At 68.2% G+C, this 23,541-nt stretch carries 20 protein-coding genes; 2 read left to right on the forward strand and 18 right to left on the reverse strand.

The window, feature by feature from the left end; all coding sequences use genetic code 11:
- Nucleotides 1-41: 41 nt before the first annotated feature.
- From rpmF to ACYVDK_RS09615, 7 genes are all read right to left on the reverse strand, one after another.
- On the reverse strand, nucleotides 42-245 hold the full coding sequence (rpmF, locus tag ACYVDK_RS09585; protein ID WP_146318687.1) for a 50S ribosomal protein L32: 204 nt from the start codon (nucleotides 243-245) through the stop codon (nucleotides 42-44).
- Between the two features lie 4 nt (nucleotides 246-249).
- Nucleotides 250-762 carry a YceD family protein gene (locus ACYVDK_RS09590; RefSeq protein ID WP_460521074.1) on the reverse strand — a complete coding sequence of 171 codons (513 nt, stop codon included), beginning with the start codon at nucleotides 760-762 and terminating at the stop codon, nucleotides 250-252.
- 290 nt (nucleotides 763-1,052) lie between these two features.
- A complete protein-coding gene (locus ACYVDK_RS09595) occupies nucleotides 1,053-3,425 on the reverse strand; it encodes a transglutaminase TgpA family protein (RefSeq protein WP_460521076.1) in 2,373 nt (790 codons plus the stop codon).
- The gene (locus ACYVDK_RS09600) at nucleotides 3,418-4,752 is read right to left on the reverse strand and encodes a DUF58 domain-containing protein (RefSeq protein ID WP_460521078.1); all 1,335 of its coding nucleotides are present in this window, start codon (nucleotides 4,750-4,752) and stop codon (nucleotides 3,418-3,420) included. Before ACYVDK_RS09600 ends, ACYVDK_RS09595 begins: the two co-directional genes overlap by 8 nt.
- A gap of 10 nt (nucleotides 4,753-4,762) precedes the next feature.
- Nucleotides 4,763-5,794 (reverse strand): AAA family ATPase, encoded by a 1,032-nt coding sequence (locus tag ACYVDK_RS09605; protein ID WP_460521080.1) that lies wholly within the window; start codon nucleotides 5,792-5,794, stop codon nucleotides 4,763-4,765.
- Nucleotides 5,791-6,273, reverse strand: coding sequence for a pantetheine-phosphate adenylyltransferase (gene coaD, locus ACYVDK_RS09610; RefSeq protein WP_460521082.1), 483 nt, complete (start codon nucleotides 6,271-6,273; stop codon nucleotides 5,791-5,793). The genes ACYVDK_RS09605 and coaD overlap by 4 nt, the downstream gene beginning before the upstream one ends.
- An 83-nt stretch (nucleotides 6,274-6,356) precedes the next feature.
- Nucleotides 6,357-8,489: an ATP-dependent DNA helicase RecG gene (locus tag ACYVDK_RS09615; protein ID WP_460521425.1), complete on the reverse strand. Its 2,133-nt coding sequence runs from the start codon at nucleotides 8,487-8,489 to the stop codon at nucleotides 6,357-6,359.
- 261 nt (nucleotides 8,490-8,750) lie between these two features.
- On the opposite strand from ACYVDK_RS09615, the gene rsmD reads away from it, so the two are divergent.
- Nucleotides 8,751-9,347 carry an RsmD family RNA methyltransferase gene (gene rsmD, locus ACYVDK_RS09620; protein ID WP_460521084.1) on the forward strand — a complete coding sequence of 199 codons (597 nt, stop codon included), beginning with the start codon at nucleotides 8,751-8,753 and terminating at the stop codon, nucleotides 9,345-9,347.
- Here the strand turns inward: rsmD and thiL are convergent.
- Nucleotides 9,317-10,375, reverse strand: a complete 1,059-nt coding sequence (gene thiL, locus ACYVDK_RS09625) for a thiamine-phosphate kinase (protein WP_460521086.1) — start codon at nucleotides 10,373-10,375, stop codon at nucleotides 9,317-9,319. The genes rsmD and thiL overlap by 31 nt on opposite strands.
- A gap of 104 nt (nucleotides 10,376-10,479) precedes the next feature.
- On the opposite strand from thiL, the gene ACYVDK_RS09630 reads away from it, so the two are divergent.
- Complete coding sequence (locus ACYVDK_RS09630) at nucleotides 10,480-11,025, forward strand: DUF3515 family protein (RefSeq protein WP_460521088.1); 546 nt, start codon at nucleotides 10,480-10,482, stop codon at nucleotides 11,023-11,025.
- A gap of 167 nt (nucleotides 11,026-11,192) precedes the next feature.
- Here the strand turns inward: ACYVDK_RS09630 and ACYVDK_RS09635 are convergent, their stop codons facing one another.
- The 10 genes from ACYVDK_RS09635 to ACYVDK_RS09680 form a co-directional block, all read right to left on the reverse strand.
- Nucleotides 11,193-12,278, reverse strand: coding sequence for a D-alanine--D-alanine ligase family protein (locus ACYVDK_RS09635; protein WP_460521090.1), 1,086 nt, complete (start codon nucleotides 12,276-12,278; stop codon nucleotides 11,193-11,195).
- Nucleotides 12,181-13,305 (reverse strand): NAD(P)H-dependent glycerol-3-phosphate dehydrogenase, encoded by a 1,125-nt coding sequence (locus ACYVDK_RS09640; protein WP_460521092.1) that lies wholly within the window; start codon nucleotides 13,303-13,305, stop codon nucleotides 12,181-12,183. Before ACYVDK_RS09640 ends, ACYVDK_RS09635 begins: the two co-directional genes overlap by 98 nt.
- The gene (locus tag ACYVDK_RS09645; RefSeq protein ID WP_460521094.1) at nucleotides 13,295-14,107 is read right to left on the reverse strand and encodes a lysophospholipid acyltransferase family protein; all 813 of its coding nucleotides are present in this window, start codon (nucleotides 14,105-14,107) and stop codon (nucleotides 13,295-13,297) included. Before ACYVDK_RS09645 ends, ACYVDK_RS09640 begins: the two co-directional genes overlap by 11 nt.
- Nucleotides 14,108-14,321: 214 nt before the next feature.
- Nucleotides 14,322-15,692 (reverse strand): UDP-N-acetylglucosamine 1-carboxyvinyltransferase, encoded by a 1,371-nt coding sequence (gene murA / locus ACYVDK_RS09650; protein ID WP_460521096.1) that lies wholly within the window; start codon nucleotides 15,690-15,692, stop codon nucleotides 14,322-14,324.
- The gene (gene leuD, locus ACYVDK_RS09655; RefSeq protein ID WP_460521098.1) at nucleotides 15,692-16,291 is read right to left on the reverse strand and encodes a 3-isopropylmalate dehydratase small subunit; all 600 of its coding nucleotides are present in this window, start codon (nucleotides 16,289-16,291) and stop codon (nucleotides 15,692-15,694) included. The genes murA and leuD overlap by 1 nt, the downstream gene beginning before the upstream one ends.
- Nucleotide 16,292: 1 nt before the next feature.
- On the reverse strand, nucleotides 16,293-17,831 hold the full coding sequence (gene leuC / locus ACYVDK_RS09660) for a 3-isopropylmalate dehydratase large subunit (protein ID WP_460521100.1): 1,539 nt from the start codon (nucleotides 17,829-17,831) through the stop codon (nucleotides 16,293-16,295).
- A gap of 508 nt (nucleotides 17,832-18,339) precedes the next feature.
- Nucleotides 18,340-18,825 (reverse strand): FHA domain-containing protein, encoded by a 486-nt coding sequence (locus ACYVDK_RS09665; protein ID WP_460521102.1) that lies wholly within the window; start codon nucleotides 18,823-18,825, stop codon nucleotides 18,340-18,342.
- A gap of 8 nt (nucleotides 18,826-18,833) precedes the next feature.
- Nucleotides 18,834-21,266 carry a transglutaminase-like domain-containing protein gene (locus tag ACYVDK_RS09670; protein WP_460521104.1) on the reverse strand — a complete coding sequence of 811 codons (2,433 nt, stop codon included), beginning with the start codon at nucleotides 21,264-21,266 and terminating at the stop codon, nucleotides 18,834-18,836.
- Complete coding sequence (locus tag ACYVDK_RS09675) at nucleotides 21,263-22,552, reverse strand: DUF58 domain-containing protein (RefSeq protein ID WP_460521106.1); 1,290 nt, start codon at nucleotides 22,550-22,552, stop codon at nucleotides 21,263-21,265. The genes ACYVDK_RS09670 and ACYVDK_RS09675 overlap by 4 nt, the downstream gene beginning before the upstream one ends.
- A gap of 8 nt (nucleotides 22,553-22,560) precedes the next feature.
- Nucleotides 22,561-23,529, reverse strand: coding sequence for an AAA family ATPase (locus ACYVDK_RS09680; protein WP_460521108.1), 969 nt, complete (start codon nucleotides 23,527-23,529; stop codon nucleotides 22,561-22,563).
- Nucleotides 23,530-23,541: the final 12 nt, after the last annotated feature.

Here is a 23,541-nt window from a genome sequence, read left to right on the forward strand (position 1 = left end):
TGCGCGCCTGAGTCTGCGCACGCTGGGCATGCGCCGCATTACTAGACGTCGGCGACCTTGCGGCCCTTGTACTCCAGGAACAGCGGGGTACCGGCCGAGTCCTCGACGACCTTCGCGTGATGCGGAAGGCTGTAGGTCACCTTGCCGTTCTCGACGGTCTTGACGAGGTTGGGGACCTCCGCCTTCCACTGCGAGCGGCGTGCGTGGGTGTTGGCGCGCGACTTCTTCCGCTTGGGAACAGCCATGTCTCTACTCTTCTCTGTCTGGGGAGCCGGCCTTTTCAGGCGAACCGCTCCGGCCGGCGGCGTCATCGGAAGCGGGGAAGTCCGCGAGCGCAGCCCATCTCTGGTCGATGAATTCACTGGGTTCGCGATCCGGCAGATCGGCCAACCGCTCGCCGGTCTCTGGGTCGAGACCGGGGCAATCCGGTCGGCACACCGGCTGGAACGGCAGTGACAACACCACCGCATCCCTGACAGGAGGTTCAAGATCCACGTGGTCGTCGTGAACCTCGGCGTCGAAAGCTTCCCCAGAAGAATACGCGAAAAGCTCCTGGAAGTCGACTTGGACAGGCTCCGAGATGTCGGTCAGGCAGCGTCCGCAGACGCCCGTGGCGACCGCTGAGGCCTCCCCGGAGATGAGGATGCCCTCGTGAACGGACTCGAGACGAAGGTCGAGTTCGAGAGGCGCGCCGGCGGCCACACTCAGCAGGCCTTCGCCCAGCTTCTCGGGCACTTCGACTGTCAGCGACTCCTCGCGCATCTCGCCCGGCCTGTGCATCAGGTCGCGAACACCGAGGGAGTAGGGATTGCGGACGGCGGGAGACACGAACGACGATCCTACCCGTCGTACCCGACGCCATCCTGCGCGGTGTCTGTCGGGCTCGGCTTGTCGGGAGATCGTCGAAGGGAGGAGGGCCGACCGGACGGTTTCGACAAGCTCAACCAACGGGATGGAGGGGGGGCTCCACCAGCGGGCTGGAGGGGCTCAACCCGCGGACTGGAGGGGGCTCCACCCTCGGACTGGAGGGGGCTCAACCGGCGGGGCCCGGCTCAACCATTGCTGGCGCGGGCCGTCGCCGGCGCGCGCAGCCGACCCTCGAGCAGCGACACCGGAAGGAGGGTCGCGCGCAACCGTCTGGCCAGTCCGGCCGTCGCGGCCAGAGCCGACACCACCGTGACGACGTCGTCGACGAGCACCGGGTCCGCCCACCGCCCGTCTGGCGGACCGTACCTCTCCCGCTCGATCGCCTCCACGAGTCCGACAAGGGCGAGTGACGCCGCATCCTGTCTGACGGCATCCGGCCCGGTCTCCGACGAATCGGCCCACGTTCGGCGTAATCGCTCCGCGAATGCGCGGGGGGTTTCGGTCGGCGGCGCGGCCAGGCCGAGATCCAGCGTCGACGCGCGTAGCTCTGCCCAGGCCATGTATGCCCTCCCGCCGCCCTGGCGCACCGTCGCGAACCGTTTCGCACGCATCCGTCGCCTCAGCACGGCGGGTGTCAGCACCATCGCGAGGATGAGCAGGCCGACGGCGGCGACGCTGCTGCTGGAGGAGAACGCGGCGGTGGCCGTGTCCACCGCACCGCCGCCTGCTACCGGTTGATCGGTGGCCAGTCTGCGCTGGGTGCCGCCGGCCGCGCCGGCGCTCGACGTATCCGTCGGAACGGGCGCGGCCGCCCCACTCGTGTTGTAGTCCGGAACGGTTCCACGGCCGACCGTAGGTTCGAATGGCACCCAGCCGATGCCCGGGAAGTAGAGCTCCGGCCAGGCGTGCAGATCGTCGGAGGTGACCTGGTACTGGGTGGTCGACCCCGACGTGCCGGTGATGACACCGGGCAGGTAGCCGACCGCGATCCTGGCCGGGATGCCGAGTTCGCGCGCCATGAACACCATGGCCGCCGCGAAGTGCACGCAATAGCCGGCCTTCTGCTTGAGGAACGTCGCGATCGTGCCGGGCGTGTCGCCGTCGTAGCCACCGTTCTTAGGCGCATCCAGGGAGTAGCGGAAGGCGCCGTCGTGGAAGTACGACTGCAACGCCACGGCCATGTCGTACGGGGAGGTCGCGCCGGCGGTGACCGACAGCGCGGTCGCCCGGATCACCCCAGGCGCGTTGCGGGGAACGGTCAGATCCTCCTGCACCGAGTTCGGATAACGCGTTCCCGCGTCTCTCAGCTGCTGGGCCGTCGGCTGGATCGCTTTGGAGACCACGGTGTACTGCTGGTCGACCGTCGTGGCCGTGAGACCTGAGATCGTCAGGTCGTTGCGCTCCCACGCCCAGCTGCCGTTCAGCCCCTCGATCTTCGATGCCGGGTACGGCGCCGGCAGCCACTGGCTGGTCATGTTGTGCACCTGCACGTCGGTGACGACCTTGCTGGTCTTCACGTGCTTGTTCAGGCCGGGAACCGTGCCGATCGAGGTGGACGAGCTGAAGAATGTGGAGGGCGACTTGGTGTGCCGCCACACCTCGCCGGAGAACGCATCCAGCGTCGTCATCTGGAGATAGCCGGGCGAGGATGCCGTGGTCGAGTAGTCGATCACCGTCACGGGCACCGGCCGTCTGAGGTCGGCTCCGAGATCGATCAGCGGGCTCACGCCTTGGCCGAACAGTACGCCCGCCGCCGGGATCGCCTGTCTGCCGATCTGCTGGAAGCCGGGCGCCGTCGTGCCGATCACCAGCGCGACCACGATCGCACCAGCGGCGATGGAAAGCGATGCGGCGATCTCGGCTCCGGTGCCCCGGCGTGCCCGCACGTCGACCCGGAGCAGCACGAGATAGGCGATCAGACACAGGATGAGCGCCATCGGCGAGATTCCACCGTCCAGCAACGCGGCGGGCGCGATGAGCGCCGAAGCGACCACCACGCCGACGAGGGCGGGCCGGCGGAGCACGATCGCCACGAGATCGGACGTCCACGCGATGACACCGCCGACGGCGACCATGAGGAACAAGAACTCCGGGAGCGGATCGGCCGGAACCCCCTGGTCGTAGAACGACACCCTCGCACGGGAGACGAGGTCGCCGAATCCGACGGCCGTGGCAGGAGTAGGCACGAACCCGAGCAGCGCCGTCTGCGGGGCGAACAACGCGGTGATGAGCAGAACGAGCGCCACGAGTGAGAGCACGGGGGCCAGCGCGCGTGGGAGAGCGAGCGCACGGCACGCAGCAGACACGCCGAGAACCACGATGAAGGTGAGCAGCAGTTCCCACCACCATTCGGCGCCCGAGACGAGTCCGACGAGTGCGACCGCAAGTGCGGTCATGAGGGCGAGCAGCGCCCCGCTGCGCCGCGTGTCGGCCTGGCGGGGCGACAACCGCGAGACGGCGTTCTCGAAGCGGGCACGCGGCGCAGGCGGACCCGACACGCCGGGCAGCCTGCTGCGTGCCGCGCCACCGGGCGCGGCACCGCGCACCGTGTCAGCCATGGTGCACGACCGCCGAGCGGATGCCCGCCCGCTTCCACACGTCGCTCGGCGACTCCCCCGCCTTCACGTCGACGCAGGTCCAGCCGCGCCGCTCATAATGTTCGCGCAGCTCTGCGCGTTCACCGACGAAGAACACCACGGCCGGATCGCACAGCCCTCGCAGCGATGCCACGGCTGCCAGTTCGTCGTGGTCACCGTCGACGACGATCACGAACACCGGCACGGCCTGCGGGTTGCGGCGAAGCGCGGAGCCGAGGACTCCGGCCGGATCGGCGTTGTCGCGCCCGCACTGTTGGGCAGCGGCCAGGCCGACCAGAAGCGAATGCGCGCCGCCCGGCGGGTCGTACGCCGACACGGCAAGGCCGGCCAGTCCCGCGCGACCGGTGCCGGCCCTGCCCTGCAGCTGCAGCGGTGCGGATTCGGCCACTCCCAGCACATAGCCCTGGTCGATCAGGTGAGCGCCCAGCGATGCCGCGAGGTCGATCGCCGTCTCGAACCGGTCGTTCCCCGCGTCGCCGTGCAGATGCCGATGCTCGAGGCGGGCGCCCCCGTCGGTGTCCACCAGCATCCACGTCTCCGGATTGCTGCGCGGTTCCTCCTGCCGCACCATGAGCTTGTCGTGCCTTGCGGTCGCTCGCCAGTGCACGCGTCGCATCGGGTCGCCCGGGCGGTACTCGCGCGCGATCAGCTCGTCCGCGTTCGGGATGCTGTGCTTCACCAGTTCGTGCTCGTACCCCTCGCTGCGGGAGAGATCGAACTCGCCCCCTCCCAGGTCGTCCACGTGCGGAACGACGATCAGCGGCTTGCCCGAGCCCACCGCATACACGCAGCGCACGAGTGCGAACGGATCCGTGCGCTCCAGCAGCAGCGGCCCGACCGAGAACACGCCTCGCCGCGTCGTGCCCATCGTGTACCGAACCGTCGCGGAGTCGGAATGATCGCGGCTAGCCACGGCGTGCTCACCGAGCGGTGGAAGCGGCGCGAGGGAGGATGCCATGAGTCCGGCAGGGCACGCATCCCGCCACCTCAGGCTGGGCGCGCGGCGGCTCGCCTCATTGCGCACCGTGACCGAGACCTGCGCGGGCTCGACCGCCGTGACGACATCGGACTCGAACTGTCGGGCGACACTGATCCACGGCCGATCGACGGTCACGGCGATCGCGGCGGCGAGCGGGAGAAGGAGCAGCACCAGGCCGAGCACGAGCAGGTCCACCCTGCCGAACCAGGCTGCACCCACCATCGAGAGGGCACCCGCCAGCGTCAGCCCGACGCCTCGCCAGGTCGGTCTCGGCCGCTGCGCTGCTGACCGGGCACGTGTGGCCCTCATGCGGCACAGGCTACTTCGGTTGCCCCGTGGGCACGGGGGTGGCTGCGACGATACGGGAGACGACGTCGGCGAGCACGGCAGCACGCTCGTGATGCTGGCCCATTGCACGGCTGGTGGGCAGCAAGCGGTGCGCCAGCACGGGCACGGCCAGCGCGTCGACGTCGTCAGGCAGCACGAAGTCACGACCCTCCAGCGCGGCACGCGCCTTGGCAGCGCGCACCAGCTGAAGCGTTGCCCGCGGGCTCGCTCCGAGCCTCAGGTCGGCGTCGTCGCGAGTGCCGTGAGCGATGGCGACCGCATACTGCTTGAGGGCGTCCGACGCGAAGACCCGCCTGGCCAGCGCCATCATCTCGCGCAGCCGGTCACTGGTGACGACGGCACCGATGCGGGCGAGCGGGCTTGACGTGTCCCGGCCGGTCAGCATCTCGATCTCGGCCTGTTCGTCCGGATAACCCATCGCGATGCGTGCCATGAAGCGGTCACGCTGGGCCTCGGGGAGTTCGTACGTGCCCTCCATCTCGACCGGGTTCTGAGTGGCGATCACGATGAACGGTTCGGGCAGCGGATACGTCGACCCGTCTACCGTGACGTGCCGCTCCTCCATGCACTCCAGCAGCGCGGACTGCGTCTTCGGGCTGGCGCGATTGATCTCGTCGCCGATGACGATGTTGGCGAACACCGCGCCGGGCTTGAACTCGAACCGTCGTTCCGGCTGGTTGTACACCGAGACGCCGGTGACATCCGATGGAAGCAGGTCGGGCGTGAACTGAATGCGGCTCACGCTGCAGTCCACCGACTTCGCCAGCGCCTTAGCCAGCATCGTCTTGCCCACCCCTGGCACGTCTTCGATCAGCAGGTGCCCGTCGGCCAGCAACACGGTCAGCGCGACCCGAACCGCATCATGCTTGCCGTCGATCACCGCCTCGACGTTGGCCGCGATCTGCTCGGCCTCTTCGCGCAGTTCGTCGGGTGTGATGCGCGGTTCCGTGTCGGATGCCTCGGCCGAGGCATCCGTGGGCTGTTTGGTCGGAAGCGTGTTCATATTTCCTGCAGATAGTCGTATACCGCACGCGGCACGTACGGGCTCACGTCGCCGCCCAGCGCGGCGACCTGACGCACCAGCGAACTCGACACGTGAGCGTTCGCAGGGCTGGGCAGCATGAAGACCGTCTCGACACCGGCCAGGTCGCGGTTCACGATCGCCATCGGTGTCTCGTACGCGACGTCGACCTGGGAGCGGATGCCTTTGACCAGTGCGTTCGCTCCGACATCGGTGCAGTAGTCGACGAGCAGCCCGACGCTCCACGCCGCCACGATGATGTTGCCGGGCAATCGCTCGTCGGCGATGGATCGCTCCAGCAGAGACACCCGCTGAGCGATCGGCAGCATCGCACTCTTGTCGGGGTTGTGAACCACCAGCACATGGATCTCATCGAACAGGCGCGCCGAACGGGCGATCACATCCAAGTGACCCAATGTGACCGGGTCGAACGAACCAGGGACAACGGCGATCCTGCTCATAGGGCTCCAGTGCTCATAGGGTTTCAGAATAGCGGCCGGGGTTTACCCGATCGTTATCATTCAGCGGATGCTCGGCGTGCCCGTCACGCGCGCGCCAGGAAGTCTCGGGACCGCTCCGTCAGCCGCTCAGCGATCGCCGATGCCAGAACCGGGTGCGCGAACAGCTCGGGGTCGCTCTCGAGCAAGGCTGCGGCATCCGCTCTGGCCTTCTCGATGACGGCGCCGTCGCGGGCGACCCGCAGCAGTCGAAGCGACGACCTGCCGCCCGACTGGTTGCTGCCGAGCACATCACCCTCCCTGCGGAGGTCGAGGTCGGCCTCGGCGAGTGCGAACCCGTCGAGCGTGGCCGCAACGGTGTCGACGCGTTCTCGGGCGAGTGTCCCGGCCTCGGCGGTCGTGACGAACAGGCAGAGGCCTGGCACACTGCCGCGGCCGACGCGGCCGCGCAGCTGGTGCAACTGCGAGACGCCGAACCGGTCGGCGTCGAGCACGATCATCGCGGAAGCGTTCGGCACGTCGACGCCCACTTCGATCACGGTCGTGGCCACGATCAGGTCGAGCGCGCCGGCCGCAAACGAGCGCATCACGGCGTCTTTGTCGTCGGCCGTCATCCGCCCGTGCAGTGCCGCGGCCCGAGCGCTGGACAGCAGCGGGTCGGCCTGGATCGCTGCGATGGTCTGCTCGACGGAGGCGACGGGGGCGACCGCGCGGTCGGCATCCGTCTCGTTCGGCTCTGCGAGTTCGTCGTCTTCGACCTCCTTGGCGCTGATCGCGGGGCAGACGACGAACACCTGATGCCCTGCGGCGATCTCCTCGGACGCTCGTTCCCAGATGCGCTGCTCCCAGCGCGGATGCTCGGCCAGCGGCACGACGAAACTCTCGATGCGCTGCCGACCGGCCGGCAACTGCGCGATGGTCGACACGTCGAGATCGCCGAACACGGTCATCGCCACGGTGCGCGGGATGGGCGTGGCGGTGAGCACCAGCTGGTGCGGCGGGGTGGATGCCTTCGCCCGCAGTATGTCTCGCTGTTCGACGCCGAAGCGGTGCTGTTCGTCGACCACGACGAGTCCGAGATCGAAGAACGACACGTTCTCACTCAGCAGGGCGTGCGTGCCGACCACGATCTGCGCCTGTCCGCTCACTGCCCGGAGCAGGGCCTTCTTGCGTTCGGCGGCGGTGAGCCTGCCCGTGATCAGGGTGGGCATGAGCTCTGCGGACAGATCCGGACCGAGCGCGGCAGCGATCGAGCGCAGGTGCTGCGATGCGAGCACCTCGGTCGGGGCGAGGAACGCCGACTGGCCGCCGTTGTCTGCGATCTGAAGCATGGCGCGGAGTGCGACCACCGTCTTGCCGCTTCCCACCTCGCCCTGCACGAGCCGGTTCATCGGAACCGGCTGAGCGAGGTCATGCGCGATCTGGTCGCCCACAACGTGCTGGTCATCGGTGAGCTCGAACGGGAGCGCCTTCTCGAAGCGGGCCGCGTATCCGTCGGATACAGGCATGCGCGCGGTTGCGGCCGTTTCGCGCAGTCGCTCGCGCTCCCGCAGCAAGGCGGCCTGCAGCACGAAAGCCTCTTGATATCGCAGCGCGTCCCTGGCTCGCCGCCAGTCCGCGTCATCGGCGGGGGTGTGGATGCCCGACAACGCCTTCTCGAAGCGGGCCAGCTTGCGCTGAAGCACGATCGCATCCGGCACGGGGTCTTCGACCTGGCCGAGCCTCGGCAGAACCTCCTCGCGGATGACCTTGGCGATCTTCCAGCTCGCCAGTGTCGACGTGGCCGGATAGATCGGGATCGGCCGGACTTGCCAGCTCTCGGCATCGGAATCGCTCGTGTCTGCGTCGAACAGCTCGTACTCCGGATGCGTGAGCTGCGGCACTCCCTTGTACCGGTTCACTTTGCCGGCGAAGATGCCACGACGACCGGGAACCAGCTCGTTCTCCCGCCATTTCTGGTTGAAGAACGTCAGCGACAGGGTTCCGGTCCCGTCGGAGATCACCGCCTCCACGATCGACCCGTGCCGCTGCCGCATGGGCCGCGAGGAGCAATGCTTCACCTCGGCGACGATGGTGACGTCCTCATCGTTCGGCAACTCGGCCAGTGCCGTCAGCTCGCCACGGTGCGCGTACCTGCGGGGATAGTGCGCCAATAGATCGCCGACCGTTCGATGTCCGAACGCCCGCGCGAACAGCGCGGCCTCACGCTCGCCGAGCATGGCTCGCAGCGGAGTGGCGAGACCGATGACACCGGATGTTCCGTCGCGGCCGATCGACGATGCGCCGGTCTCACCCACGAGATTCGTCGACGACGGCGCCATGAACCCAGGCTAGAGCAGACGGCCGACACGCATGCCGTCGCGTGCTCCGAGGTTCGCCAACATGACGGATCGCGCTCTCCCGCCGAAAACATGCCAGTTCGGCCTGTTCTCGGTCGATAGTCCTGCTGAGGCACGCGGGCGATCGATACCCTCGTAGACATGACGCGCATCGTGTCCGGATTCGCCGGGTCTCTGAGCCTGGCCGTGCCGCGATCCGGTACCCGGCCGACGAGCGACCGGGTGCGCGAGGCCATGTTCTCCTCACTCGAGGCGATGGATGCCGTGAGCGGCATGAATGTTCTCGACCTGTATGCCGGCTCGGGCGCGCTCGCGCTGGAGGCAGTGAGCCGCGGTGCCGCATCCGCGGTGCTCGTCGAGCAGAACGGACAGGCCGCCGACGTCTGCAGAGCGAACACCGCTGCCGTTCTGAAGGCGAACGACCGAGCGCGCACCGGCACCCGTCCTCGTGCGCAGGTTCGCCAGACATCGGTGCGCTCTTACCTCGCGCAGCCCGCGGACCGATCGATGGACCTGGTGTTTCTCGACCCGCCGTACGACGTCACAGACGACGAGCTGAGCGAGGCGCTGACCGCACTAGTCCCCCGGCTGAGCGAGGACGCTCTCGTCGTCGTGGAACGCAGCGCGCGATCCCCCGAACCGCGCTGGCCCGACGCGCTCGAACTACTTCGCTCGAAGTCGTACGGCGAGACCGCGGTGTGGTTCGCTCAGCCGGCCGCGCCGTCCCAGCCGGCGTAAGGGTCCCAGCCCCCGGCTCCGTCATACGGATGCCCGTCCACGCTCACCGACGCCTGCGGCTCGTCAGTCGCCCCCAGCACGACGCCGATCGCACGGAACCCCGACGGCAGCGCGGCTTCCGAGGGGAAGCATGCCAGAAGCGCGTGGTCCTCTCCCCCGGCAAGCGCCGACGCAGGATCGTCGCCGAGGGCTTCCGAATGAAGGTCGAGCCGCACGCCGGATGCCTCGGCGATGCGCCCCGCATCCAGCGCGAGACCGTCGCTGACGTCGAGCATCGCGGTCGCCCTTGCCACGGCGGCCGCGACTCCCGCGGCGATCGGCGGCTGCGGCCGGCGTTGCACGGCTACCTCGGGAACACGCAAGGCAACGTCGGCGGCGAGGCGGGCATCCGGTACCCCATCGGCGTCGACGGCATCAGCGAAGAGCGCGCGCAGACCCCGCGCGGCACGGCCGAGCGTGCCGGCCACCGCTACCACGTTGCCCGGACGCGCGCCGGAGCGGAGTACGGGGAGACGCCCTTCGAGATCGCCGAACGCGGTCACGGCGATGGTGAACGCGTCGGATGCCGAAAGGTCCCCTCCCACGACGCCGCAGCCGGGTGCCAGCGACTCGCACGCCTCCCGGAACCCGTCGGCCACGGATTCCAGCACGTCGACCCGGGTGTCGGTCGGTGCGGCGATCGCCACCACCAGCGCCGTCGGCCGGGCACCCATTGCGGCGACGTCCGCGAGGTTGGTGGCGGCGGCCTTCCAACCGATGTCCGCCGGCGACGACCACGCCCAGCGGAAGTCAGGACCGGCGATCATCATGTCGGTCGTCACGACGTACCGTCCATCGGGCGCGGCGAGCACTGCTGCGTCATCGCCGGGCCCGACGATCGTCGCGGACGACTGCGGAAGCCGCGGGAAGATGCGCCGCAGAGTGTCGATCTCGCCCACGGACGCCACAGTGTCGGCATCCGCCGGCGCCGCACCGTCGGACTGAGCGCGGTCGCCGTCACGATGCGTGCCGCACCCGGAATCCGCCATGCATCCCACGTTATCGCGAGCACTGCCGCTCACTCACCGGGTCGGCTCGAACCCGGGCGCCGGCGCCCAGGTCTTTCACCTCGATCGCCTCTATCGTTGACGTGATGCCCCCTCGTTTTCGGCGCTCCCTCGCCGCCCTGCTCGCCGTCGGCGCCTCGACCGTGCTTCTGACCGCGTGCGCGCCGACGGTCGCGATGGAACCCGCCGCGGACGCCAACAGTCCACGCTGCGCCGACGTCATCGTGCACTTGCCCGACTCGATCGCTGGCAAGGCGCAACGCGAGACCGATGCGCAGGCGACGAGTGCGTGGGGCGACCCGGCGGTCGTGCTGCTGCGCTGTGGAGTCACACCCATCGGTCCCACGACAAGACCGTGCATCACCGTGAACGGGATCGACTGGGTGCTCGAGAACGACCCCGCCGACTCGGCCCTTCGCTACATCACCTTCGGCCGAACGCCGGCCACCGAGATCGTGATCCAGCACGGCAAGGGCGGCGTCGCCGACGCTTCGGTGCTTCCTGCCCTCGCCGACGCGATCGGCGAGATACCGCAGCAGAAGAACGAGAAGTGTCTGGGGACCGCCGACGTCACCTCACCGAGTGGCACGCCCACACCGACACCGACGACGACGGCCACCCAAACAGGCTGACCCCGGTCCGTGACACACGACCCGGGTTTCGACGAGCTCAACCGGCGGGGACGAGCTCAACCGGCGGGGATGAACTCAACCCGCGGGGATGAGCCCAACCGGCGGGCATGAGCCCACCGGCGGGGATGGGCTCAACCGGCGAGGCGACCCGAACGTCGGGGCGACGCCTATCGCTGGAGCGCCAGGTCGATCAACTCGTCGATCAGTGCCGGATAGCTGAGCCCGGATGCCTGCCATACCTTCGGGAACATCGAGATCGGCGTGAACCCTGGCATCGTGTTCACCTCGTTGATCACCCATCCGTCGTCGGTGAGGAAGAAGTCGACGCGTGCGAGTCCGGCACAGTCGATCGCCTGGAACGCGCGCACCGCGAGGCTCTGCATGTCGGCGAGCTGTGCGTCCGTGAGGTCCGCGGGGCACACCAGGTCGATGCCGGGCGCATCCAGGTACTTCGCCTCGAAGTCGTAGAACCCGCGACCAGACACCACGATCTCACCGGCAACGGATGCCCGTGGCTGCTCCCCCGTGCGCCCGCCGAGAACGCCGATCTCGACCTCGCGCCCGATCACGGCCGACTCGATCAGGGCCTTCTCGTCTTCGGCGAACGCGACATCGAGCGCATCCGAAAGGCCCTCAGCCGAGGTGATCTTCGTCACGCCGACGCTGGAGCCCGCGCGTGCCGGCTTCACGAACAGCGGCGAGCCGAGCGTGCGCACCCGATCGGCGACGACGTCCTGCGCGCGTTCCCATTCGTCGCGCGTGACCGTCACCCAGGGCGCGACGGCGATGCCTGCGGCTTGCAACACGATCTTCGTGAAGTGCTTGTCCATGCCGAGCGCGCTGCCGAGCACACCCGAACCCGCGTACGGGATGCCGGTGAGCTCGAGGAGGCCCTGGATCGTACCGTCCTCGCCCCACAGGCCGTGCAGGATGGGCAGCACCACGTCGACCTCGCCGAGCGAGGTGATGACGCCGCCTCGCTCGACGGTCAGCTCTCGTGACCGCGTCGACTCCGGCCAACGTACCCGGCTGCCGTCGTCACGCACCTCGGGGAGGGCATCCGGATCGAGTGCGAAGACGTGCGGATCGTCACGCTCGAGCACGAACGCACCGTCGCGCGTGATCCCCACCGGGATGACGTCGTAGCGATCGCGGTCAAGCGCCCCGAGCACCCCGCCCGCCGTGGCGCAGCTGATCGAATGCTCGCTCGAACGCCCGCCGAAAAGAAGCACGAGGACGCGCTTGTGAGTCATCCGTAGTCCTTTCACCCCGCGGGGTGTCGTCGGTGGTCAGATGGGGGGCCAGATCCGCCGGTGCAAGCGTACCGGCCAGCACCTGTCCCACCTGTTCGACGATCGGCATCTGCACGCCCTTCGCCTTCGCCAGGGCGAGGATCGGCGCAACGGATGCCAACCCCTCCGCCGTCTGATTCATCTGCTTCACGACCTCCGCGAAGGCATACCCCTGGCCGAGCAGTCGTCCGGCGGTGTTGTTGCGCGACAGCGGCGACTGGCAGGTGGCGATCAGGTCGCCGAGTCCCGCGAGGCCGGCGAGCGTTTCGCGCTCGGCGCCGTGCGCGACAGCGAAGTCGGTCATCTCGACGAGGCCGCGCGTGATGATGGACGCCTTCGTGTTCTCGCCGTAGCCGACGCCGTCGACTATGCCGATCGCCACCGCGATCAGGTTCTTCAACACACCACCGAACTCGGTGCCGATCACGTCGGTGTTCACGAACGAGCGGAAGTACGGGTTGCGGGCGGCGAGCGCGACCCCGTGCGCGGTGTCCATGCTGACCGATGACACGACGGCCGCGGTCGGCTGCTTCTTCGCGATCTCCAGCGCCAGGTTCGGGCCGGATGCCACCGCGATGCGCTCCGGATCGATCGCCAGAACCTCGGCGATCACCTCGCTCATCCGCAATCCCGTGCTCTTCTCGACACCCTTCATCAGGCTGACCACGGGCACATCCGCCGGCAGCATCGGCTCGAGCGCCACCAGGTTCTCCCGCAGAGTCTGGCTGGGCACCGAGACGAACAGCTGATCGACGTGCGCCAGCGCCTCCTGGAGATCGGAGGTCGCAGTGAGGTTGCGAGGCAGGTTGATGCCCGGCAGGTACTGACTGTTTCGCCTGGCTTCCCGGATCTCGCGCGCCGCCTCCGGTCGCCTGGCCCACAGCGTCACCTGCGAGCCGCCATCCGCCAGCACCTTGGCGAAGGTGGTTCCCCAGCTGCCTGCTCCCAGGACCGTGACGCGCCTCGCCGGCGCCGGCTTAGCCCTCAAAGCGCCCCGTCTCGCTCTGCGCGTGCGCGGCCGGATCCCAGCGCGTCGGCGGCGCCTTCTCGCCGCGCAGCTTTTCCAGCTCGTGGGTGATCGCCTGCATGATCTTGTCGGTCGCCGCGGACAGCACGGTGGCCGTGCGTGGCCCGTCGCGGTACTCGGAGAGGTCGACGGGAGCACCGATCGAGAACGTGATGGTCTTGCGCGGGAAGACGCTGATCTTCTTCGCGTAGCGCTCCATGATCTGCTGGGTGCCCCAATGCGCGACCGGAATGACCGGGATGCCATAGTCCAAGGCGAGTCTTGCGGCTCCCGTCTTTCCCCGCATCGGCCACAGATCGGGGTCGCGGGTCAGCGTGCCCTCCGGGTACACGATGACGACGTTGCCGTCGTCCACGATGTGCTGCGCCTGCGCGATCGGCGCGCCGCGGCCGCCGTGGCTCCGACTCACCGGCACCTGCCCCGAGCGCTTGAGGAACCAGCCCACCACGGGAACGGAGAAGAGGCTCTCCTTCGTCAGGAATCGTGGAGCCCGTCCACGCCGCCAGATCATGGAGCCGACGACGAGCGGATCGATCTCGCTGTAGTGGTTGGGGGCGATGATGAACGCTCCCGTCAGCGGCAGGTTCTCGCGCCCGTGCACCTTGAACCGGGCGATCCAGCCGACGATCGGAACCACCACGCCTGCCATGATCCAGAACACGCTCGGGCGGCTGGTCTCCTTGCGGATCCTGCGCGGCTTCACCGCCGCAGGTTCCGCCCCGTCGTGGCGCGCGGCATCCGGTTCTTCGGGTGTTTTCGGCACCCGCCCATTATCCGCTATCCCGTACGCCCGATCCGGGCATGCTTCGACCCACGCCCAGGCCCTAGCCCTGGTGGTCAGTCGCACGCTCCGCCGGAATTCGCACGATCGGCCGCATCAAAAAAACGATTTCGTCCGGCGGATCGTACGATTTCCGGCCGATCGCGTGAACGAGATTTCCGGCCGATCGTGTGAACGAGCACGGCCGCGGGTCGGCCTACGGCTCGAAGACGAAGTCGGCGCCGAGCTGCTCGAGCTTGCCGATGAAGTTCTCGTAGCCGCGGCTGATGATGCCGACGTTGCTGACCGTCGATGTGCCGTTCGCGGTGAGCGCGGCGATCAGGTGGCTGAATCCGCCGCGAAGATCGGGTACCTCGATGTCGGCGCCGTACAACTCGGTGGGTCCGGAAATGACGGCGGAGTGGTCGAAGTTGCGCTGACCGAAGCGGCACGGATGTCCACCGAGGCACTCCTTGTGGATCTCGATCGTCGCACCCATCTCGACCAGGGCATCCACGAAGCCGAAACGCTGCTCGTACACCGTCTCGTGCACGATGGAGACGCCCCTGGCCTTGGTAAGGGCGACCACGAGCGGCTGCTGCCAGTCGGTCATGAATCCGGGGTGAACATCCGTCTCGATGATCACCGGCCTGAGCTCTCCACCCGGGTGGTAGAAGCGGATGCCGTCATCGTCGATGTCGAACGCGCCGCCCACCTTGCGGAACACATTCAGGAACGTCAGCATCTCGGCCTGGCGCGCACCGCCGACGAAGATGTCTCCCTCGGTCGCCAGCGCAGCAGCCGCCCAGCTTGCGGCTTCATTGCGGTCGAACAACGCCGTGTGACTGTACCCGGTGAGCCGGTCGACACCCTCGATGCGGATCACCCGGTCGGTGTCGACCGTGATGATGGCGCCCATCTTCTGCAGGATGTTGATGAGATCCATGATCTCGGGCTCGATCGCGGCACCGCGCAGTTCCGTGATGCCCTCCGACTTGACCGCCGTGAGCAGCACCTGTTCGGTGGCCCCCACGCTCGGGTACGGCAGCTCCACCTTTGCACCGTGCAGGCCGTTCGGCGCGGTCATGCGGATGCCGCTGGGCAGCTTCTCCACGACCGCGCCGAACCGGCGAAGCACCTCGAGGTGGTAGTCGATCGGCCGGTCGCCGATGCGGCACCCGCCCAGGTCGGGGATGAACGCCTCGCCGAGCGCGTGCAGCAGCGGCCCGCAGAACAGGATCGGGATGCGGCTGGAACCCGCGTGCGCGTCGATGTCGGCCATGTGGGCACTCTCGACACCCGTGGGGTCGAGCAGCAGCACGCCCTCGTCCGGTCCGTCGGTGACCTTGACGCCGTGGATCTCCAAAAGCCCGCGCACGACGCGCACGTCGCTGATGTCGGGCACGTCGCGCAGTTCGCTCGGTCCGTCGGCGAGGATCGCGGCGACCATCGCCTTCGTGACGAGGTTCTTCGCCCCCTTCAACCGGATGCGTCCGCGGAGCGGCTGTCCACCGTTGATGGTGATCTTCTCGGCTGTCAGCCCCACTCGGGCTCCTGCGGCCTGCGCATCCTGAAGAAGTGAGTTCACTAGATTTTCACCGGCAATGTCTTAGGCCGCCAAGACTCTCGGCGGGCTTCGAATTCTGTGATCTGCGCTTCATCACGCATAGTGAGGCCGATGTCATCCAGCCCCTCGAGCAACCGCCACCTAGTGTAATCGTCGATATCGAAGTCGACGGTCAGGTCGGCGAGCCGCGCCTCACGTGCAACCAGATCGACGGTCACCTCTATTCCGGGGTTCGCGTCGATGGCAGCCCACAGCTTCTCGAGATCATCCTCGGCGATCGTTCCGGTCAGCAGGCCCTGCTTGCCCGAGTTGCCTCGGAAGATGTCGCCGAACCGCGGACTCAGCACCGCCGAGAATCCGTAGTCGCGTAGCGCCCAGACGGCGTGCTCGCGGGATGATCCGGTGCCGAAGTCGGGACCGGCGATGAGGATGCCGCCGTTCTTGTACGGCTCCTGGTTGAGCACGAAGCCAGGGTCCTGGCGCCAGGCGTAGAACAGAGCGTCGTCGAACCCGGTCTTCGTCACCCGCTTCAGGAACACTGCAGGGATGATCTGGTCGGTGTCGACGTTCGACCGTTTCAGTGGCACCGCAGTACCGGTCAGTGTCGAGATCTTCTCCATGTCAGGCACCTGCCTTCGTCTCGGAAGCGACATCTGTATGGTCGAGGTCCCACGGGCTGGAGAGCGTGCCGCGAATGGCCGTGGCCGCCGCGACCAGCGGTGAGACCAGGTGGGTGCGCCCGCCCTTGCCCTGGCGACCTTCGAAGTTGCGATTGCTCGTCGACGCGCAACGCTCCCCCGGTGCGAGCTGGTCGGGGTTCATGCCGAGGCACATCGAGCATCCGGCGAAGCGCCACTCCGCACCGAACTCCTCGACGATCTTGTCTATGCCCTCGGCCTCCGCCTCCAAACGCACGCGGGCGGAGCCCGGAACGACCATGACGCGCACGCCGTCGGCCTTCTTTCTGCCTTTGATGATCGAGGCGAAGGCACGCAGGTCTTCGATGCGCGAGTTGGTGCAGGAGCCCATGAACACGGCATCCACCTGGATGTCTTTCAGCGGTGTTCCCGCCTTCAGATCCATGTACTCGAGCGCGCGTTCGGCGGCCGCGCGGGCGTTCGGGTCGGCGAAGCCGGCCGGCTCAGGCACGACGTCGCTGAGCGACACGCCCTGTCCGGGGTTGGTGCCCCAGGTGACGAACGGTTCGAGGGCGTCGGCGTCGATGAACACTTCCGCGTCGAACACGGCGTCGTCGTCGGTGGCGAGTGTCTTCCAGTACTCGACCGCGACATCCCAGTCGTCGCCCTGCGGCGCATGCGGGCGCCCCTTCAGGTACGCGAACGTGGTCTCATCCGGGGCCACCATGCCGGCTCGGGCGCCGGCCTCGATCGACATGTTGCAGATCGTCATGCGGCCCTCCATCGAGAGCGCACGGATGGCGCTGCCGCGGTACTCGAGCACGTAACCCTGCCCCCCGCCGGTGCCGATCTTCGCAATCACCGCCAGGATGATGTCCTTCGCCGTCACCCCAGGGCGCAGCGTGCCCTCGACCGTGATCGCCATCGTCTTGAACGGCTTCAGCGGCAGCGTCTGCGTGGCGAGCACGTGCTCGACCTCGCTGGTGCCGATGCCGAACGCCATCGCACCGAACGCGCCGTGCGTCGAGGTGTGCGAGTCGCCGCACACGACGGTGATGCCCGGCATGGTGAGCCCCAGCTGCGGCCCCACAACGTGCACGATGCCCTGCTCGATGTCGCCGAGGGAGTGCAGGCGCACGCCGAACTCGGCGCAGTTCTTGCGCAGCGTCTCGATCTGCGTGCGGCTGGTGAGGTCGGCGATCGGCTTGTCGATGCCGATCGTCGGCGTGTTGTGATCCTCGGTCGCGATGGTGAGGTCCGGCCGGCGCACCGGTCGGCCCGCCATCCGCAGCCCGTCGAACGCCTGCGGACTGGTGACCTCGTGCACCAGGTGCAGGTCGATGTAGATGAGGTCGGGGGTGCCGTCCTCGCCCTTCACGACGAGGTGGTCCGCCCAGATCTTCTCGGCCAGTGTGCGGGGACGTGACAGCCCTGACTGCTCTGCCTGTGTCGGCGACGCAACGCCGGACGGATGCGCGTCAGGCGCGCCGTCCGTGCGCACGGCATCGGATGCTGTGCTCATGCTGAACGATTTCTCCTTGCGTGTGGGACCGGGTGTACGACCCGGTGGTGAAGCCACGAAAGAACTCCGCGACGAGCGAGGCCCGAATGTTAGGACTCGTCGCGGCGAGTAAGGAGGAGTGAGACGACCAGCACCCGTTCAGGGTAACACCGCGCGCGTGGCGAAATGCTGCCCGTCGAGCTTGCCCTCACCGTCGGTTGAGCTTCCACTCGCCGCCGATCGGGCTTGCCCGTTACCGCCGGCCGAACTTCCTCTCGCCGTCGGTTGAGGTTCCCCTTGCCGTCGGTTGAGCTGCCGTTGCCGTTGCCGTCGGTTGAGCTTGTCGAAACCGCGTCGCGTGCGGCGTCTGGTTTCGACAAGCTCAACCAGCGGACCGCGAGCCCAACCTGCGGACCGCGACCTCAACCAGCGGACCGCGAGCCCAACCAGCGGACCAGCGACCTCAACCAGCCGACCGCGAGCTCAACCAGCCGACCGCGAGCTCAACCAGCGGACCAGCGGGCAGCGCTCAGGCGGTGACGAGTTGCACGCGGTAGCTGCCGAACAGCACCGCCACTCCGGGCGCGAGCGGAGTGGCAACGCCCGGTGTGAGCGTGGTGGCCGCGTCCGCCGCATCCTGAACGCTCACGCCATTCGTGGAGTGCAGATCGGTGATCCGGATGCCCTCAGCCGATTCCTCGAGAACAGCGTGCGTCTTCGAGACGCTGCGGGCCGGGTCGTCTACGGGGAGCAGTTCGGCGCTCGTCCACGGTTCGAAGCGCACCGGGTTGCGCCCGACCAGCAGAGCACCGTTGACGGGCACGCGCGCACCGGTCGGGAGCACGACGAGCCACGCCGGCAGCACGTCGGTATGCGCACCCTCCGGGCCGGGCGCGGGCGGATTGAACACGGGGAGCGACGCCGCACGCGGGGGCATCCGCTCGGTGCGGGTGTCTGTGTCGTGGCGCGGCGGAACCAGGCCGGGCGGCGGCGTGATGAAACCCGACGAGTCCACCCGCGCCACTATACCGATGCCGCCGGGTCGGCCGCGGGTGCGCCTGAGGCCGCCGCACGCATTGCACGAGACCGGGCCGCACCGGATCGCGACGACGTACGGCGACGGAAGAACCGATACGAGGCGAGGCGCCTGCGCAGCCAGCCCGCTGACTCGTACACCGACGCGAGCGTCTGCTCGACGCCGTGCCACAGCAGAGTGCTGCGTTCCTCCGACACGTCGGTTCCGTCGAAGACCGCGGCGTCGGCATCCGCCGCGAGCCCGGACAGCGCTCCGGCCTCCAGCGGTATGCCCTGCTGAACCGACTGCGCCTGAAGCGACGCGGCCGTCTGGCACCTCGTCGCCACCCTCGGCACGCTGAAGCCCAGCTCGCCGAAGCCGTCGACGAGCTCGTCCCAGGCGCCGGCCGCCCGCCGGTCTCCCGGCCCCCTTGCGCGTCGCAGCCGCCTGCGATTCTTGAGTGCGGCGATGATGAGCATGGGCACGAAGATCGCGAGAGCGACCAGCAGCAGGGAACCGACAATGTAGTACGCCCAGGCCGGAAGCACGAACGCGTGCTTGTCCTGCGGCGGCTTGTTGTCTTTCGTCTTGACCGGGGTCAGCAGATCGTCGGCCTTCGGCGGCGTGTTCGGGGGCTGCCGTACCTGCGGCTGAGGCTGCAGCTTGGGCTTGACGGTCTGGTCCTTCGGGGCGTCGGTCTTGGTGGGCGTCGGGAAGAACGGCACCCAGCCGACACCCTGGAACGCGACCTCGTCCCACGCCGTCACGTCATTGCCGGTGAACGTCACGGTGCCCTTGCCGTCGCTGTGCGACTTGAAACCCATGACGATGCGAACCGGGTAGCCGAGGTGGCGGGCCATCAGCGCGAACGCCGACGTGTACTGCTCCTGATCGCCGACCATCGGCGTCTTCTGCAGCAGATCGTTCATGCGGTCGGCACCTTCGCCGGCGCGCGATGGCACCGGATCGGAGGCGCGGCCGTGGCTCAGATAGCCCAGCTTCTTCAGCGACCTCTCGATGTTGCGCAGCTTCTGGATGGCGCTGGCCGAGCCGCCGGAATACTGCTCGGCCTTCGTGGCGATCACGTCGGGCACGTTGGTGATGCTCGGCATCGCGAGCTTCGCGACCGGCACGTTCTTCAGCGCCTTGTCGTCCGGTACCTTCTGCGCGGTCGCCTGCACCGTGTAGGCGAGGCCGCGGGAGACGCCACTGGTCACGGCGGTCGTTCCGGTCGCCGCGTTCACGCGGACCGTGTCACGAGGATCGATGTCGCCGGGATGCGCATCGAACCGCAGCTCGTCGGTGTACCCGAGTTCGGGAAGCCACACGTTGTCGTAGCCGAGCACCGAGAACTTCGATATGGTCTTGGCGCCCGCAGTGAAGAGCGGCGGCGTGGGGATCGTGCTTCCGAGCAGCTCGAAGCTGCCCGATCCGTCCGTCTGCTCGCCGGGACCGGTCACGCTCCAGACGACGCCGTTGTAGCTGTCCATGGTCGCCAGCCTGACGAGGCTTCCGCTGGGCAGATTCGTCGCCGTGAACAGCTTGGTCTTCTGCAGTTCGTTCGTGTACTTGCGGAACCCGGCCAACGGCGCCGGGTAGTCCAGAGGGTTGAACGGCGGCTGCACGGCATCGCGCACCACCACGCGCGACGAGGATGCCGGCGCGACGAACGTGCCCAATGCGCCGCCCGCCACGACGGCCACGAAGATCACAACGGCTGAGCCGGCGATCGCGCGTCTGGTCAGTCCGGGATCGGGGGCGATGGAGCGCTTGGATGAGCGGATGCGCCAGCCCAGCCAGCCGAGCGCGATCGCAGCGAACGCGACGCCGCGGATGCCGGCGAGGTAGGCATCCTTCGTTCCGAGCAGGATGGTCACCAGGAACAGCAGCGTGGGCCCAGCGACCAGCAACGCGGCGCGCAACGTGGGGCGGCGGCCGCCGGAGGGCATCCGCATGGCCGACGACACGCACGCGAGCGAGACGACGAGCGTCGCCGCGAACGGCACGACGGCGAGGTACGGCGGCGCCTCCAGGGGCGCGCGGAGCGTGACGGAATCCGACCAGCCGAACACGGCTCCGGTCGCCAGATCGCCCAGCGATGTCGGCGTGGGCACGACGCCGAAAAGGCCCTCCCCGGGAAGAGCGAGCGCGGTTCCGAACACGAAATACGCGCCGACGCCGATCAGCACCGTCACCACCATCGGCAGCCGCAGGAGCACACCGGTCACCGCGACGACGCTGCCGACGACAAGACCGCCGATAGCCGCCACCAGGTAGCCGAGATGGCCGAACGCCGGGCCGAACCCGAGCACGGCGATGAAGGCGAGCACGGCGAAGACCGCGATGTCGGCCCAGACGGATGCCCGCACCTCGGGCAGGCGTCTCGCGCTCGCCGGCTTCGCGGCGACCCGTGCGGGTGCCGAAGGTGCGGCCGCGGTCATCGTCCGGCCCTCTGCAGCAGCCCGGCGAGCTCCGGCAGCTTGGTGAACGTGGCGACGAAAGCGTCGCCGACCTTGCGCAGGCCGGCGCCCTCCGCCGCCGCCCGCACGAAGATCACCGGTGTGTCAGACGGATAGAGCGTGGTGACCCCGTGCAGCTCCCGGTGCGTGACGGTGCTGCCGACGACGGCGATGACCAGGCTCGGTTCGGCGAGCCTCGCACCGATCGTTCGGGCGAACTCGCGCAGCGACTCGTACCGACTGTCGATCTGTTCAATGCGGCAGGTGTCATCCAGCAGCGTCATCGGCGTGCGCTCGCGCAGCCTCGCATTCTCCCACACGACGTCGAGCTCGGACTCCTCGGAGATGACCTCGACGGCGATGGATGCGAGCGCGGAGACGGCGAGCTCGAACTCGTCGTCGGAGACGTAGAACCGCCGGTCGGCGCTCATCAGGAGCAGCAGTTGCGAGCGACGGGTCTCCTGGTACTGGCGCACCATGAGCTGACCCGTTCGTGCGGAGCTGCGCCAGTGCACGTTGCGGATGTCATCGCCCGGTTCATACGACCGCAGCGCATGGAACGCAAGGTCGCTGTCGGTGATGGCCTTCGTGGTCTGGCCCTCGAGGTCTTTCACGAGGCCGCGGGCGGTGGCGGCGATGCGCGTCACCTTCGGATGCACGAACAGCTCCACCTGGTCCGTCCAGCGGGTGGTGCGGCGTAGCAGGCCGAGCTGGTCGCCGCGCACACTGATCGCGGGCCCCGCCACGATGAGCGCCCGGCGTTCGGTCGGGATCGTGAACAGGCTCTCGTCGTCTGCGCCCGGCGCCAGGCGCGGCACCACGAACTCCGCAAGTCCCTCACCGACCGGCAGCTCCATGCGAGTGGGCAGCACGGGGCGGGCTCCGGTGTTGATGACCTCCATGCGCCCCATGGCGCGGTCCCCCGCGGTGACACGGCGAGGGTTGAGCTCGATGGCGACCGTGTAGGTGGCGCGACCGAAGAGGTACGCGCAGGCCGCCAGCATCCCGCCGGCCAGCGCGAATCCGATGAAAGCGAACTCGGACCAGCCCAGCGCGAAGGCGAGCAGGAACGACGCAAGGGCTGCGCAGACGACGATCCAGCCCAGCGGAGTGACCGTTGCAGCCGCCCGTTTCGCGACGGCCGACGGCTTCTCGACCGATCGCAACGCCACACGCCACAGGCCCAGCAGACCATCGCGCAGGGCTCGCAGAAGCTCTCGCAGGGCGAAGGATGCCTGCGAGCGCGTCCGCTCGTCCGCCGTCGTCATTCCGCTTGTCACGCCGCCCGGTACACCGGCGGGTTCACTGTGGCGACCGCGCGGTCCACGATGTCTTCGGACTTCACGCCCGCGAACTCCGCCTCGGGGTCGACAATCACGCGGTGCGCGAGAACCGGGACTGCCAGCTCGCGCACGTCGTCGGGGGTGACGTACGTGCGACCGGCCGCGATGGCCCAGGTCTTGGCGGCTCGCGCCAGCGCGAGGGCTCCGCGGATGCTCACGCCCAGCGCGGCATCCTTGTCGCTGCGCGTCGCGGTGACGAGTTCGCTCAGGTAGCCCATCACGGCGCCGTCGGCGTGCACGTCGGCAGCGAGTTGCTCCATGGTCGCCACCGAGTCGGAGGCGATGATCGCCGAAACCGATGCCGCACGTGCCCGGTTCGAGGACTCCATCAGGAGGCGAACGGTCGTGTCGTGGTCGGGGTAGCCGAGGGACGTCTTGATCAGGAAGCGGTCGAGCTGCGCCTCAGGCAGGGTGTACGTTCCGGCCTGCTCGATCGGGTTCTGGGTGGCGATGACCATGAACGGGTTGCCGACCGGGTGGCTGACGCCGTCGACCGTCACGATGCCCTCCTCCATCACCTCCAGCAGCGCGGACTGCGTCTTCGGCGAGGCACGGTTGATCTCATCGGCGAGCACGATGGAGGCGAAGATCGGCCCCTGATGGAACTCGAAGCGCCCGGTGGACTGGTCGTAGATCGTGACGCCCGTGACATCGGAGGGCAGCAGATCGGGCGTGAACTGGATGCGCGACTGCGTGCCCTGGATCGTGTTCGCCAGGGCCTTCGCGAGCACCGTCTTACCCGTGCCCGGCACGTCTTCCAGGAGCACATGACCGCCGGAGAGCATCGCCGCCACGACGAGCTTGATGGCGTGCTCCTTGCCGAGGATCGCCTTGTCGACGTTGCCGACCAGCTGCCCGAAAGCGCCTGCGAACCAGGTCGCCTGTTCTTGCGTTACTGCCATGGTTGCTGCCTT

Source organism: Humibacter antri (genome assembly GCF_054777235.1).